General features: G+C 62.3%; 11 protein-coding genes and 1 pseudogene. 7 read left to right on the top strand and 5 right to left on the bottom strand.

What is annotated here, in order from left to right:
- Positions 1-116: 116 nt before the first annotated feature.
- Together gabT and ALTER154_RS09205 are read left to right on the top strand one after the other, a co-directional pair.
- A complete protein-coding gene (gene gabT / locus ALTER154_RS09210) occupies positions 117-1,397 on the top strand; it encodes a 4-aminobutyrate--2-oxoglutarate transaminase (RefSeq protein ID WP_160086448.1) in 1,281 nt (426 codons plus the stop codon).
- 256 nt (positions 1,398-1,653) lie between these two features.
- Positions 1,654-2,856 carry an HDOD domain-containing protein gene (locus tag ALTER154_RS09205; protein WP_160086446.1) on the top strand — a complete coding sequence of 401 codons (1,203 nt, stop codon included), beginning with the start codon at positions 1,654-1,656 and terminating at the stop codon, positions 2,854-2,856.
- 28 nt (positions 2,857-2,884) lie between these two features.
- On the opposite strand, the gene ALTER154_RS21245 is transcribed toward ALTER154_RS09205, so the two are convergent.
- The 5 genes and pseudogenes from ALTER154_RS21245 to ALTER154_RS09185 form a co-directional block, all read right to left on the bottom strand.
- Positions 2,885-3,250 (bottom strand): CZB domain-containing protein, encoded by a 366-nt coding sequence (locus ALTER154_RS21245; protein ID WP_256665695.1) that lies wholly within the window; start codon positions 3,248-3,250, stop codon positions 2,885-2,887.
- Between the two features lie 27 nt (positions 3,251-3,277).
- Positions 3,278-3,550: pseudogene (locus ALTER154_RS21240) on the bottom strand (methyl-accepting chemotaxis protein); the annotation flags it as partial.
- A 511-nt stretch (positions 3,551-4,061) separates the two neighbouring features.
- The gene (locus tag ALTER154_RS09195) at positions 4,062-6,953 is read right to left on the bottom strand and encodes an EAL domain-containing protein (protein ID WP_160086442.1); all 2,892 of its coding nucleotides are present in this window, start codon (positions 6,951-6,953) and stop codon (positions 4,062-4,064) included.
- An 85-nt stretch (positions 6,954-7,038) separates the two neighbouring features.
- Positions 7,039-7,473, bottom strand: coding sequence for a BLUF domain-containing protein (locus tag ALTER154_RS09190; RefSeq protein WP_160086440.1), 435 nt, complete (start codon positions 7,471-7,473; stop codon positions 7,039-7,041).
- An 11-nt stretch (positions 7,474-7,484) separates the two neighbouring features.
- Complete coding sequence (locus ALTER154_RS09185) at positions 7,485-7,901, bottom strand: hypothetical protein (protein WP_090254313.1); 417 nt, start codon at positions 7,899-7,901, stop codon at positions 7,485-7,487.
- A gap of 190 nt (positions 7,902-8,091) precedes the next feature.
- Here ALTER154_RS09185 and arsS point away from each other — a divergent pair, with 190 nt between their 5' ends.
- From arsS to ALTER154_RS09160, 5 genes are read left to right on the top strand one after another with little or no spacing between them, the layout of a single operon-like run.
- Positions 8,092-9,057, top strand: coding sequence for an arsenosugar biosynthesis radical SAM (seleno)protein ArsS (arsS, locus tag ALTER154_RS09180; protein WP_218585099.1), 966 nt, complete (start codon positions 8,092-8,094; stop codon positions 9,055-9,057).
- Between the two features lie 10 nt (positions 9,058-9,067).
- On the top strand, positions 9,068-10,459 hold the full coding sequence (locus ALTER154_RS09175; RefSeq protein ID WP_160086436.1) for a sodium:solute symporter: 1,392 nt from the start codon (positions 9,068-9,070) through the stop codon (positions 10,457-10,459).
- Positions 10,459-11,427, top strand: a complete 969-nt coding sequence (locus tag ALTER154_RS09170) for a hypothetical protein (protein ID WP_160086434.1) — start codon at positions 10,459-10,461, stop codon at positions 11,425-11,427. Before ALTER154_RS09175 ends, ALTER154_RS09170 begins: the two co-directional genes overlap by 1 nt.
- On the top strand, positions 11,420-13,561 hold the full coding sequence (locus ALTER154_RS09165) for an FAD-dependent oxidoreductase (protein WP_160086432.1): 2,142 nt from the start codon (positions 11,420-11,422) through the stop codon (positions 13,559-13,561). The genes ALTER154_RS09170 and ALTER154_RS09165 overlap by 8 nt, the downstream gene beginning before the upstream one ends.
- Complete coding sequence (locus ALTER154_RS09160; protein ID WP_160086430.1) at positions 13,561-14,265, top strand: DUF3047 domain-containing protein; 705 nt, start codon at positions 13,561-13,563, stop codon at positions 14,263-14,265. The genes ALTER154_RS09165 and ALTER154_RS09160 overlap by 1 nt, the downstream gene beginning before the upstream one ends.
- The last annotated feature ends 15 nt before the right edge of the window (positions 14,266-14,280 follow it).

The following is a 14,280-nucleotide window of genomic DNA, read 5'->3' as shown; positions in this document are numbered from 1 at the left end:
TATATGGACATAGCTGTGCCCGGGCGTACTGTGGCAGTCGATCATCGAATACTGCCAAGCCGCACCGGTGACACATCCTTGAACCACGCCGAGATTGACCGGCGAATGAGGACATCATGAGCAAGACCAACGAATCCCTGATGCAACGCCGCACCGCTGCCGTTCCGCGCGGCGTGGGCCAGATCCACCCGATTTTTGCCGAACGCGCGGAAAACGCCAGCGTGTGGGACGTCGAAGGCCGCGAGTACATCGACTTCGCCGGCGGCATCGCCGTGCTGAACACCGGCCACCTGCACCCGAAAGTGGTTGCGGCGGTGCAAGAGCAGCTGACCAAGCTGTCGCACACCTGTTTCCAGGTGCTGGCCTATGAGCCCTACGTCGAGCTGTGCGAAGAAATCGCCAAGCGCGTACCGGGCAACTTTGCCAAAAAGACCCTGCTGGTTACCTCCGGCTCCGAAGCCGTCGAGAACGCCGTGAAGATTGCCCGCGCCGCCACTGGCCGTGCCGGCGTGATCGCCTTCACCGGGGCCTATCACGGCCGCACCATGATGACCCTGAGCCTGACCGGCAAGGTTGTACCGTACTCCGCCGGCATGGGCCTGATGCCGGCCGGTGTGTACCGCGCCCAGTCGCCGTGCGAACTGCATGGCGTGAGCGAGGACGAGTCCATCGCCAGCATCGAGCGCATTTTCAAGAACGATGCGCAGCCGCAAGACATCGCCGCGATCATCATCGAGCCGGTGCAGGGTGAAGGCGGTTTCTACACCAACTCCCCGGCCTTTATGCAGCGCCTGCGTGCCCTGTGCGACGAGCACGGCATCCTGCTGATCGCTGACGAAGTGCAAACCGGCGCAGGCCGTACCGGTACCTTCTTCGCCACCGAACAACTGGGTGTGGTGCCGGACCTGACCACTTTCGCCAAATCCGTTGGCGGCGGCTTCCCGATCTCCGGCGTGTGCGGCAAAGCCGAGATCATGGACGTGATCGCACCTGGCGGCCTGGGCGGCACCTATGCCGGTAGTCCGATTGCCTGCGCAGCAGCCCTGGCCGTACTCAAGGTGTTCGACGAAGAAAAACTGCTGGAGCGCTCGCAGGCACTGGGCGAGAAGGTCAAGGCTGGGCTGCGCGCGATCCAGGCCAAGCACAAGGTGATTGGCGACGTACGCGGCCTGGGCTCGATGATTGCCATCGAACTGTTCGAGACCGACGAGAAGCGCACGCCGGCAGCTGCCCTGGTCGGCAAGATCGTCGCCCGCGCCCGCGAGAAAGGCCTGATCCTGCTGTCGTGCGGCACCTACTACAACGTGATCCGCTTCCTGATGCCCGTCACCATCCCTGACGCGCAACTGGAAAAAGGCCTCGCCATCGTCGCCGAGTGCTTCGACGAACTGGCCTGATAGACCGCTGCAATAAAAAAACCCGCTTCGGCGGGTTTTTTTATTGCACGCCATCTTGCCCAAAGCCCCTTGCAAAGGCTCTTTGTAGGACAAACAAGCCGCTCTAGCACGGCTCATTCAGCTATGATGCAAAACCTGACGAAGTGATCAACAGTTCGTCGGCCTGCGCTGGTTATTCACGGGTTGCTGGGTAGACTGCGCGCCGCCATCACGATGACGCCATTATTTTGCCATTACGCTTTTTCCTGAGGTTTCCATGACTGCCCCGGCCAAGGCTCCGGAGATTCTGATCGCCGAAGCAGACCCCTGGACTGCTGACCTGCTCGTGCAACTGGTACGCGATGTGCGGCCGGATGCGCGCATTCTGCAGGTCACCGACGGCGAAGCCGCATTGGCCAAATGCAAGCGCCGCCTGCCCAGCCTGGTGATCGCCGATGGCGACCTGCCCGCCGTGGATGGTCTGGAACTGCTGCGCCAGCTGCGCCGCCACCCGCGCACGCCGGCCCTGCCGTTTATCCTGATCAGCGGCCGCCTGGACGCCAACAGCGTGCGCGCCGCGCGGCCGCTGGCACCCACCGCCTACCTGGCCAAACCCTTCAATGCCGAACAACTGCGTCAGCGCCTGCTCGGCATTCTTGGCAGCGCCGCCGCCAGCGAAACAGCGATAGCGGCACCCTTGCTGGTCGACAGCCTGGATGATTACCTCAATGCGGTGCGCGAAGAAGGTCAGGGCGCGCCGTTGCTGGCTTCGGTACGCGACTCGGTGAGCCAGTGCCTCAACGGTGACGACAGCGATCTGCGTGAGCTGGAAGAGGTGTTTGCCCGTGATCCGCAGATCACCGCGCGACTGATCGCCGCCGCCAATAGCGCCGCCCAGCACCAGGGCGCACCCTGCCAGACCCTCAGCCAGGCACTGCCGCGCCTGGGCCTGGCGCGTACGCTGAATCTGGTACTGGGCATGGCCGTGCAACGCAATGCACTGCTCAGTGATCCGCGCCTCGCCGAGCTGGCCAGCAGCGCCTGGGACAGCGCACAGCGCAGCGCCGAACTGGCGCGCTGGCTGGCAGATGAGCTGCAACTGGATGCCGAGCTGTGCTTTACCGCCGGCCTACTGCACAACATCGGCGAACTGGCTCTACTGCGCAGCCTGCAGGATTGGCAGGACGCTGGCGGCGTATTGCGCGATGAGGATATTCACCAGAGCTTCCAGCAACGCGCCGCCGGCTTCGGTTCGGCGCTGCGCATCCGTTGGCGCCTGCCGTTCGGCCTGCGTGAGCTGATCGCGGCGTTCTACAACCTCGGCAGCGGAGTGTTTAGTCGCGAGGCGCTGGTGCTCAATCTGGTCTGCCAGGTGCTGCGCCTGCGCAGTAACCAGTCGCCCAAAGAGCTACGCGATGAACGCTGTGTGCGCATGCTGCGCTTGGACCTCAGCCTGCTGGAACGCATGCCTTCGGTGTAGCGTGCAGGTAACGCTGCATAGCAGCGAATCAGCTACCCGCCAACTCCGAAATCAGCGAATTGACCTCCATGCTGGCCTTCTCCATATCGCTGACGGCGCGCAGCACCTTGCTCCACTCCTTCGCCTGGGCGGCGTGCAGGGCCTCATGCGCGCTGTCATGGACCACCCGATGTGGCTGCTCCAGCTGCTGGAAGCTGCGCTGCTTGCCGTAGCGCACGTTGGTGTCGCTGCTCTGGTACCACTGACCCAGGCGACAGCTGGTGTGGCTGCTCAGCTGGGTGTTGCCGTCATGCAGGAACAGGCGCTGGTAGACCGTGAGTTTGAACAGCAGATGATCGAGTTTGACCGCCTCGCAGAACGAGCCCAGGGCGATGCTTTCGATCAGCTGGCTCATGTGTTCGCCCAGCACGACCATTTCATCCAGGGTCTGCGCCGAGTGCGAAACATCCCCGGATAAGCGCGTAGCCTCACTGGACAGGCTGCCGATGGAACGGCTGGCACTGTCGGTTTCCTGATTGATGCTGCCGACCAGGGTGCTGATTTCCTGGGTAGCCTGACTGGTGCGCTGCGCCAGCGCGCGAACCTCATCGGCTACTACGGCAAAGCCACGGCCCTGTTCACCGGCGCGGGCTGCTTCGATGGCGGCGTTCAACGCGAGCAGGTTGGTCTGGTCGGAAATCGCCTTGATCAGCTCAACAATCCGGCTGATCTCGCTGACCCGCTGCTGCAGCAGATCGACACTTTGCACGCTGCTCACACCCTGCACCGCCATGCTGCTCAGGGAGTCCGAGAAGCCTGCCAGCAGCACTGAGGTTTGCTGGAAGATGCCGCTGTGCTGTTCGAGCTTGGCGACTTCCTGGTTCAGCTGTTCGGCCTGGGCCACCACGCCATCACGGGTCTGCGAGAGGGAATCTTCAAAGCGGCTCAGTTTGCCATGCAGCTCATGCTGATAACGGGTTACACCATTGAGCTCGTTGCGCTCCTGCTGGCTCTGTTGATGCAAGCTGCGCAGCTCGTCCAACTCGCGCTGCATGGCGGATTTTTCCTGACTTAGACGACTGACTTCCTGCTCCAGACTCTCACAACGCAAACGCCATTTACGGTCAAACATGATGCACGCAACTCCAAAAAGACGGCAGGAGACAGCAGCCGGAACTACCGGCGATAAGCTTATTTCGGCAACCTCAGATAAAGGTTGAGCAGGATCAACGACGGTCGAGGGCGAGCTGCATCTGCACTTCTGCATCGGCCGCATCGCTTAGCTGAGTCAGTGGTTGCGGATGGCCGATGCAATAGCCCTGGGCATAGTCGAGGCCCAGTTTGCGCACACACTCAAGCGTCTCCGGGCTTTCGACGAATTCAGCCACGGTACTCAGACCCAGCTGGCTGGCGATCTGCTGCATCGAGCCGACCATGGCCTGGTTGATCGGGTCACTCTCGATACCGCGGATAAAACTGCCGTCGATCTTGACGATATCCAGCGGCAGATGGCGCAGGTAAGCGTAGGAGGCAAAGCCGCTGCCAAAGTCATCCAGCGCCACTTTCAGGCCCAGGCTGCGCAACTGCTTGATCCACTGCGCAGACACCCCCAGCTCGCCCAGCGCGACCATCTCGGTCACTTCGATGCACAGCTTGTGCGCCGGCAAGTTGTGCCGCAGAAGCTCGCTGTGGAGCATCTCGTGGAAGTGCGCGTTGAGCAGCGAGCTGGCAGTCAGGTTGAAATTCACCTGAGCCAATTGCTGGACATGCCGTGGGTTGTCCGCCAGCCATTGCAGCAGGCGCATCACCACCCAGCGGTCGATGGCACCGAGAAAGCCGTAGCGCTCGGCGGCACCGAGAAACTGCCCCGGGCTGATCCACTCACCACTGTGCGGGTCGTGGTAGCGCAGCAGCACTTCATAGCGCAGGCCATCGCTGGCGTTCTGCAGCGCCATTACCGGCTGATAGAACAGCTCGAAATGGCCCAGTTCGATGGCCTCACGCAGGCGGGTGATCCATTGCAGCTGGCGCTGATGCTCCAGCAGCACGCCATCGGCCGGGTTGAACTGCTGCACGCGGTTGCGGCCGAGGTGTTTGGCCAACTGGCTGGCGCTGTCGGCCCAGTTCAATGCGGTTTCCCAGTCGCTTACGCCGCTGTCCAGCTCCAGCAGGCCGATGCTGGCCTGCACACGGAATGGTCGGCCTTGCCAGCTGAAGACGAATTGCTCAACGCAGTGGCGCAGATTTTCGGCATGTTCCAGAGCGGCGTCGTTATTGATTTCACGCAGCAGCACGGCGAATTCATCGCCACCAATGCGCGCCAGTTCGGCATGCCGCGGCAGTTGGTGCCGTAAGTGGCCGGACAGTTGGCGCAGCAGCTGATCACCCGCCGAGTGCCCGCAGAGGTCATTGACCTGCTTGAACTGATCCAGGTCCAGGCACAGCAAATGGCTGTAACGCGGTGCGCTCTGGCCCTTGAGGCTTTCACGCAGCAGACGCTCTAACTCGCGGCGGTTGAGCAGGCCGGTCAGCGAGTCATGTGCCGCCAGGTACTGCAGGCGCTCTTCCAGCGCGCGGCGCTCACTGAGGTCGACCACGATGCCTTCGATGCAGTCCTGGGTCGGGCGCAGGTGCAGCGACAGGTACACCCAATGGCTCTGCCCATCGAGACCATGAATCTGACATTCCTGGCTGGTGGCCGGTTGCTCGTTGTGCAGTTGCGCCACGTGCTCGGCCCACTGTTCGGTGCCCAACAGCTGCTGCATCGACAGCTCACGGCTGTCCTGGGTCAGCCCCAATAGCGCGGTAAAACTGGGGTTGGCTTCAATCAGGGCGCCGCTGCGGGTGCAACGGAAAATGCCTTCGCCACTGCTGCTGAACAACGCCTGGTACTGCTCCAGATTCCCCAGCGCCTGGGCCTTGCTCTGCAACAAGGCACGGCGGATATGTTCCAGTTGCTTATCGAGGATGGCGCCAAACAGCAGCATGCTCAGCACCGGCAGGTAGGCATGCATGTAATTAAACCCCGGCGGCAAGGGAATCACTCCCGTGCGGCCCAGGGGTACCAAGAGCATCAGCAACAGGGCCGAACTCCAGCACAACAGGTAACCGATGGCATAAGGCCGCCGCTGACGCACGCCGAGAATCAACAAGAGCAGCTGGAACATGCCGTTAAACAGGATCAGCACATTCAATGCCTGGTAGGAGCGGAAGTGGCCATAACTGACCATAGTCCAACCGCACACCAGCAGGGTCACGGCAAACAGCACGTTGCGTAGATGGCGCACACGGCCCAGCTCCAGTTTCAGCGAGCTGGCAAGAAACAGGCTGCTGAAGATCAACATGCCAGGGTTGGCCAAATTGGCCATCTGAGCCGACAACCACACCCACTGCGGCGCCAGCAGGCTGATGACACCGTGCATGCTGGCGTTGTACAGCGCCACACTGGCCACCGTCAGGCAAAACCACACCAGCTGCGTTTCGCGCAACGCGCTGTATTTCACCAGGAAGAACAGGGTCAAGCTGAGCAGCGCACCCAACAACAAGCCGCTGCGCATCCAGTGTTCGGCCAGCAATAGCGGGCTTTGTTCGGCCGCCACCAGCTGCATCGGCACACTCACCGACGAACCGCTTTGCACCCGCAGTAACAAGGTATGCGGACCTTCGCCAAGGCGCGGCAGGTTGAGCAGAAAATGTGGAGAGGGCGCACCACGCAAAAGAAAATCGCGGTGGTCACCGCTGTAGAAGGGCGCGATCAACCGCTCACGGTCGTATAGCCAGACTTCGATGTCGTCGAGAAAAGGCCGGTCGATCATCAGGTCGAGGCGTTCGGCCACCGGTGCATCAAGGCGAAACGCCAGCCACCAGGCGCTGGCGGAGTAACCCAGGCGCGGCACGCCATCCATTCGCGTGCCTTCGCGGTCAATTCGCTGCTGCACTTCGGCCGCGGTCAAATTGCCACTGGGGTCTTCCAGCACCAAACTGGCGGGCACTTCTACCGGCCGCGTGAGCTGTTCGTTGCTCAGCACCAACAATGGCAGCTCAGCAAACGCCGAAGCGCTGCCCAGTGCAAAGCAGAGCAATGCAGCCAGCAAAGGAAGGTTGAGCAAACGGAGCATCCTGGCGCCTCAATAAACTGCGAGGTGCGCCAAGGCTCAGGGTGAACACAGCTCGCCGGCTAGAGCGAGTTGACGCTCGGGAATTCTAGCTGAGAACTGGCGATTTGATTGCGCTGACGGTCTCACTCAGCTCCAGTAGCAGCCCGGTAATTTGCTCGGCACTCATGTTGAAGGGGTCAAAACGGTCGCTGGAGGAATATTTCAGAAACAACTCGCGGTTGGCCTGCTTCGCACCAGCCCAGCCCATGCTCCAGTTGCCGTAACGGCGCATGCTGATTTCCGCGTAATCGAGGATGGTCAGGTCCTTGTGCCGGCTGTCATCTGCCAATCGGTTGTACAGGGCGTTCACCTCTGCACGCGGGCCTTCCAGCGCCTGCAGGAAGATATCCGCGTTGCAACAGAGGATGCCGGTCAGTCCTTTGCCTGGATTGTTGCGCTGTGAACTGTCGAGAATCTCGCGGATCAGCTCGGAAGTAACGCCGTGACTGGCACGGCTGGCGTAGGTGAGGCGCACAAGCATGGTGATCTCCTTTAGCGCGGAAGCAGGGTCCGGGCCAGAATCAGGGTGCCCACGCCCCAGGTGGCGTTGAGCAGAAAGCCAATCAAAAAGCGGCCCGGCAACTGCGCCGGATCAACCCCCATACCCTTGAGCGGAAACACCACCAGCAGGGCAACAGTAGTCAGGGCGATACCACCAAACAGCAGAGCCTTGATCCAGGGTTGTGGCTTGTGTGCATCCCAGCGCAACACCAGCAGCATCACCACCGCCCAGACACCGCCCCAGAAGGATGCCGAAAGCAATGACGGCACTCCCAGCGGCGCCGTTGGAGTCAAGTTGAACGGCGCAAACGGCACCACAGCCAAGGCATGCAGCACGCCCAAAACCGGCTGATGAAAGAACGGCACGGCCAGAAAACCCGCTACAAAGAACAAGCTAAGACGTAGCATCGACACATCTCTCGCTGAGAATTATCAGCCGATACTGCCCTATCTGTATAAGATTTGTATAACTAATTGCGTAACATTCTTCTGCCTACACGCGTAACAAAAGCCCTCGGGCACTCTCTATAGTGGCTACTTAGCGGCTGACATAATCAACCGACGCATCAGCATCAAGGAAACAGACACCGTGCATGCCATGCTTCCCTTGCTCGACCAACTGGCGTTTCCGGCCATCCGCCGTGGCCAGCTGGAAGCACTGCAGATCAACCTGACCTACCGCTGCAACCAGCGCTGCCTGCATTGCCATGTCAATGCCGGGCCGACCCGCACCGAGGCCATGACCGATGAAAGCCTGGCCCTGCTGCATCAGGTGATCGACGCCCACCCTGTGCACACCCTCGACCTCACCGGCGGTGCGCCGGAGATGCACCCGCGTTTTCGCGAAATCGTCAGCCACGCGCGCCGCGAAGGCCTGCGGGTGATCGATCGCTGCAACCTGACCATCCTCAGTGAACCGGGCTATGAAGACCTGGCGCAGTTTCTCGCCGACCAGGGCGTAGAAATCAGTGCTTCGCTGCCTTGTTACTCACGCGATAACGTCGACAAGCAGCGCGGCGACGGCGTGTTTGATGCCAGCATCAAAGGCCTGCAACAGCTCAATGCCCTGGGCTACGGCCAGCCGGGTAGCGGCCTGATCCTCAACCTGGTGTACAACCCGCAAGGGCCGAGCCTGCCGCCACCGCAAGCGGCGCTGGAAGCCGATTACAAACGCCATCTGGTCGAGGACTTCGGCATCGTCTTCAACCACCTGCTGACCATCACCAACCAGCCGATTGCGCGCTTTGGCAGCACCCTGGTCAGCAAGGGCCAGTTCGACGGCTACATGCAGCTGTTGCGCGACAGCTACCGGCCGGAAAACCTCGAACCCTTGATGTGCCGCAGTCTGGTCAGCGTCGATTGGCAGGGCTACCTGTACGACTGCGATTTCAACCAGATGCTCGATCTGCCGCTGCAACTGCCAGAGGTGATCGGCCGTGATCGGCCGCACCTGCGCGATCTGCTTAGTGCAACACTGGCCGGCAACCCCATCGTGACCCGTGATCATTGTTATGCCTGCACCGCCGGCCAGGGCTCCAGCTGCGGCGGCTCGTTAACTTCCTAAGGATCAATCCATGCAACCAACCAGTCTCACCGGGCTGTTCTTCTGGGGCTTTCTTGTGGTCTACGGCGCGCTGATGCTGGCCTTGTCGCCACGCGCCGTAACCCTGGGCGGGTTCTTTAATGGCGAGGACAACCAGGGCCGCAGCGCCAGCCCGTGGTTGATCACCTCCAGCATCTTTATCAGCTGGATCTTCGCCAAATCGGTGACCAATGCCGCCAATCTGGGGGCGACTTATGGCCTGGTCGGCGGCTTGGCCTATGCCATGTACTGGCTGTCAATTCCGCTCACTGGCTTTGTCATCTACCGCCTGCGTCGGCGCTTTGCGGCGACCGGCCTGGTCAGCTTCCTGAGCAGTCACTACGGCCGTGGCGCAGCGCTGGCGTTTTCCGCGGCGATTCTGATTCGCCTGTTCAACGAGGTGTGGAGCAACACGGCCGTGGTCGGCGGTTATTACGGCGACTCGGGCAGCTTCGAATTTATTGCCTCGGCTTTGCTGTTTACCGCAGTGACTCTGGCCTACAGCCTGCGCGGCGGGCTGCGCAGCTCGATCCTTACCGACGCGGCGCAAGCGGCGATCTTCGTGATTGCCCTGGTCTGGGTTCTCGGCCTGGTGCTGCCGCAGCATTCGCCGACTGAGCTGGCCAGCACCAGCAACTGGGCACTAAATGCCGGCGTCGATCTGCTGCTGGTCGCCGGCCTGCAGGCCTTCAGCTACGGCTTCCATGATCCGGTACTGACAGATAGGGGCTTTATCAGCGAAGAGAAGGCCATGCGCCGCTCCTTCGTGATTGCCGGGGTGCTGGGCTTTATCGCCATCCTCGCCTTTAGCCTGATCGGCGTGCACGCCCAACTTACCGGCCTGGCCGCCTCCGACAACGTACCCGCCGCCCTGGCTAAGAGCCTGGGCATCGGCGCGCTACTGGTGATGACCGTGGTGATGGTTTCCGCTGCTGGTTCGACCCTGGATTCGACCTTCTCCAGCCTGGCAAAACTGGCCGGACGCGAGTTGCCGAAGCTGGCCGGGCGAGACCTCGGACAGAAAGCCATTGGCGTCGGCATGGCGGTGATGGTGGTGTTCGCACTGCTCGGTAACCTGCCAATGATCGCCGGCACCGATATTCTCAAGGCCACCACCATCAGCGGCACCATGGTCATTGGCCTGGCCCCGGTATTCGTCCTGCACGGCCTGACCACTCCGACGCGGTTGGGCTTTCACCTGAGCTTCTGGACTGGCCTGGGTCTGGGCGTTGCCCTGACCTTGAACTGGATTCCGCAAAGCTGGGCCATCGGTGATGGTAAATACGCGCTGTTGTTGGGCACCAACCTGTATGGCTTGGGCCTCTGCGTGCTGGGTTATCTATTGCCAGGTTGGTTACAGCAGCGCAAAGAAGGTACAGCCTGATGCGCGCCGGCCGCGACTGCCCGCTGGACTATCGCCTGACGCGGGATGCCTTTAGCGGCGAGCCGCTATTCGAGTGCGACACCCTCTATGTGGTCGGCGGCCTGTATGGCAATCGCCAGGCCCTGGCCGCCCTGCAACGGCGCCTAGCCGCCGAACCACAGGCGCGTGTGGTGTTTAACGGCGACGCGCACTGGTTTGACCGCGACCCGCAGATTTTCCAGCAGATTGAGCAGGGCATCAGCGCCCATATGGCCCTGCGCGGCAATGTTGAGACCGAACTCGGTCGTGCCGACGACAGCGGAGCCGGTTGCGGCTGCGCTTACCCGATGACTGTGGATGAGGCAGTGGTCGAGCGCTCCAATGCCATTCAGCAGGAATTGAACCGCACCGTGCAGGGCTTGCCGGGCATGGCCGAGCGCCTGGCAGCGCGGCCGAGTACGGCGCTGGTCAGCGTCGGCGGGCAGCGCGTGGCGATCAGCCATGGCGACGAGCAGTCACTGGCTGGCTGGAGCTGCTCGCGGGAATCGCTCAGCGAGCCGGAGCGTCAGCAGCAACTGGATGCCTGGTTTACCGCCAACAGGGTGCAGGTGCTCGCCACCAGCCATACCTGCTCGGCGGTGGCCTTGAACCTTGAGCACGGCGCGCTGATCAATAACGGCGCGGCCGGACTGCCGAACTTTGCCGGCGGCCGCTATGGCCTGCTCAGTCGCATCGCCACCACGCCACACCCGGCGGCCCTTTACCGTTGCCAGCGTGACGGCCTGTTTATCGAAGCGCTGCCGCTGAACTACGACCACACTACTTTTCTCGCCGACTTCGACCGCCAGTGGCCTGCCCATAGCCCGGCGGCGTTGTCCTATCGTTCGCGGGTGCTCGGCCAACTGACCGACCGCCCCGAGACTGCTCTGCTGGCCGGTTTTAGCCTGTGCCAAAGCCTTTGCGCCTTGGAGGCGCTGACTGATGAATAGCCGCAAACTCGCCCTGATGGGCCTGATCCTCGCGCTGCTGGGCAGCTTCTTTGTCTTCGACATCGGCCAGTACCTCAACCTGGAAGCACTCAAGGCGCAGCAAGCGGCGCTGAATGCTCAAGTGGCCGCGCAGCCCTGGCTAGCGGCGGGGCTGTTCTTTATCGCTTACGTCGCGGTCACGGCGCTGTCGCTGCCCGGCGCGGCCTTGATGACCTTGCTGGCCGGCGCACTGTTCGGTCTGCTCGAAGGCTTTGTGCTGGTGTCATTCGCCTCGACGATGGGCGCGACCCTGGCCATGCTCAGCAGCCGTTTTCTGCTGCGCGATTGGGTGCAAAGCCGCTTCGGCCAGCGCCTGGCCGGTATTGATGCGGGCATCGAACGTGAAGGCGCGTTCTACCTGTTCGCTCTGCGCCTGGTGCCGCTGTTTCCGTTCTTTCTGATCAACCTGGCCATGGGCCTGACCCGCCTGCCGGCGCGCACCTACTGGTGGGTCAGCCAGCTCGGCATGCTGCCGGGCACCCTGGTCTTCGTAAATGCCGGCCGCGAACTGGGCCAGCTGGACTCCTTGGCTGGCATCCTCTCGCCGGGGCTACTGGGTGCCTTCGTGCTGCTGGGGGTATTCCCGCTGATCGCGCGCAAGCTGCTCGGCCTGATTCAGGCGCGGCGGGTGTATGCCGGTTGGCACAAACCGAAAACCTTCGACCGTAACCTGCTGGTGATCGGTGCGGGTGCCGGTGGCTTGGTCAGCGCCTATATTGCGGCGGCGGTGAAGGCCAAGGTCAGCCTGATCGAAAAACACCAGATGGGCGGCGACTGCCTGAACACCGGTTGCGTGCCATCCAAGGCGCTGCTGCGTTCGGCCAAGCTGGCCAATGAACTGAAAAAGGGCCAGGCATTGGGCTTTACCGGCGTGCAGGGCACGGTGGATTTCCCGGCCGTGATGCAGCGCATCCAGCGGGTGATCGCCGACATCGAACCGCATGATTCAGTGGAGCGTTACACCGGCCTTGGCGTCGAAGTGATTCAGGGCGAAGCGAAGATCCTCTCGCCCTGGAGCGTGGAAGTGAATGGCCAGACCCTGACCAGCCGCAACCTGATCATCGCGGCCGGGGCGCGGCCGCTGGTGCCGAAGATTCCTGGCCTGGAGCAGGTGCAGAGTTACACATCGGACAGCATCTGGAGCCTGCGTGAACAGCCGCGCTGGCTACTGGTGCTCGGTGGCGGACCGATTGGCTGCGAGCTGGCCCAGGCCTTCCAGCGCCTCGGCAGCCAGGTGATTCAGGTGGAGCTGGCCGAACGCCTGCTGCCGCGCGAGGATGCCGACGCCAGCGAGTTGGTACTGAATAGCCTGCGTGCCGACGGCGTGGATGTGCGCCTGCAACACCGTGCCGAACGCTTTGAAGTGGTCAATGGCGAACAACGCATGGTCGCCCGCCGCGTGGACACCGGTGAGGAGGTGACCATCGCCTTCGACGGCCTGCTGCTGGCCCTCGGCCGGGTGGCCAATGTCAGCGGCTACGGCGTCGAGGAACTGGGCCTGACGGTGCGGCCTAACGGCACCCTGGAAACCGACGAATACCTGGCGACACGCTTCCCCAATATCTACGCGGTGGGCGATGTCACCGGGCCGTACCAGTTCACCCATGTGGCGGCGCACCAAGCCTGGTATGCGGCGGTCAATGCGCTGTTCTCAGGTTTCAAGCGCTTCAAGGTGGATTACCGGGTGATTCCTGCCTGCACCTTTACCGACCCCGAAGTCGCCCGCGTCGGCCTCTCCGAAGGCGAAGCCAAGGCGCAGAATATCGCCTATGAGGTGACCCGCTACGGCATCGATGACCTCGACCGGGCGATTGCCGACGAGGCTGCCCACGGCTTTGTCAAAGTGCTGACCGTGCCGGGCAAGGACCAGATTCTCGGTGTGACCATCGTCGGCGAACACGCCGGGGAGCTGCTCGCCGAATACGTGCTGGCGATGAAGCATGGCCTGGGTCTGAACAAGATTCTCGGCACCATTCACACCTACCCGACCATGGCTGAGGCCAACAAATACGCAGCCGGCGAATGGAAGCGCGCCCATGCTCCGCAAGGCCTGCTGCGCCTGGTCGAGCGTTTCCATACCTGGCGCCGCAGCTGATGCGCGGGTTACTGCTGGCCCTGCTGATGCTGACGCCGCTGGCGCAAGCCGAAAACCAACTGACGCCCTGGACGGCCGGCCAGCCCAGCGGCGAATGGTCAGCGCCCTGGCGCCTGGCGGATATCCCCAAACTCAAACCGTCCGCGCGCACACTGGTCGAGCAGGATGGCCAGCAGGTGTTGCGGATTACGGCCGATGCTGCCGCCGGTGGCTTACTGCATCCGCTGGACCTGCCCGGCGATCAGCCCTGGCAACTGAGCTGGCAGTGGCGCACCGAGCGCAAACTGGAGCAGGCGCGCTTCGCCACCCGTGAAGGAGACGACTACGCCGCGCGGGTTTATGTGCTGCTGGATTACCCGCTGGATTCGCTGAGCTTCGTCACCCGGCAGAAGCTTCGCTTGGCGCGTACGTTCTTTGATCCCGACCTGCCAGCGGCAACCCTCAGCTACGTCTGGGACAACCGCGCCGCCCCCGGTACCCATGCCCGCAGCGCCTATACCGAGACGGTGGAAATGCACGTGCTGCGCGGCCCGGAAGCGCCGCTGGGGCAATGGCTCAGCGAAAGCCGCGATGTGAATGCCGATGCCATCGCCGCCTTTGGCAGCGCACCTCGCAGGATTCTTGGTGTGGTGTTTGCCGCCGACAGCGACAACACCAAGGAGTTGGCCGAAAGCTATTTTGCCTTGCCGCAGTTGCAGCGCTAACGGGCCGAGGCGCAA

It is taken from the genome of Pseudomonas sp. 9AZ, from assembly GCF_902506525.1.
GTDB lineage: Bacteria > Pseudomonadota > Gammaproteobacteria > Pseudomonadales > Pseudomonadaceae > Aquipseudomonas > Aquipseudomonas peli.
The sequence above is the reverse complement of the archived record's forward strand: the minus strand, read 5'-3'. Positions and strand labels throughout refer to the sequence as shown.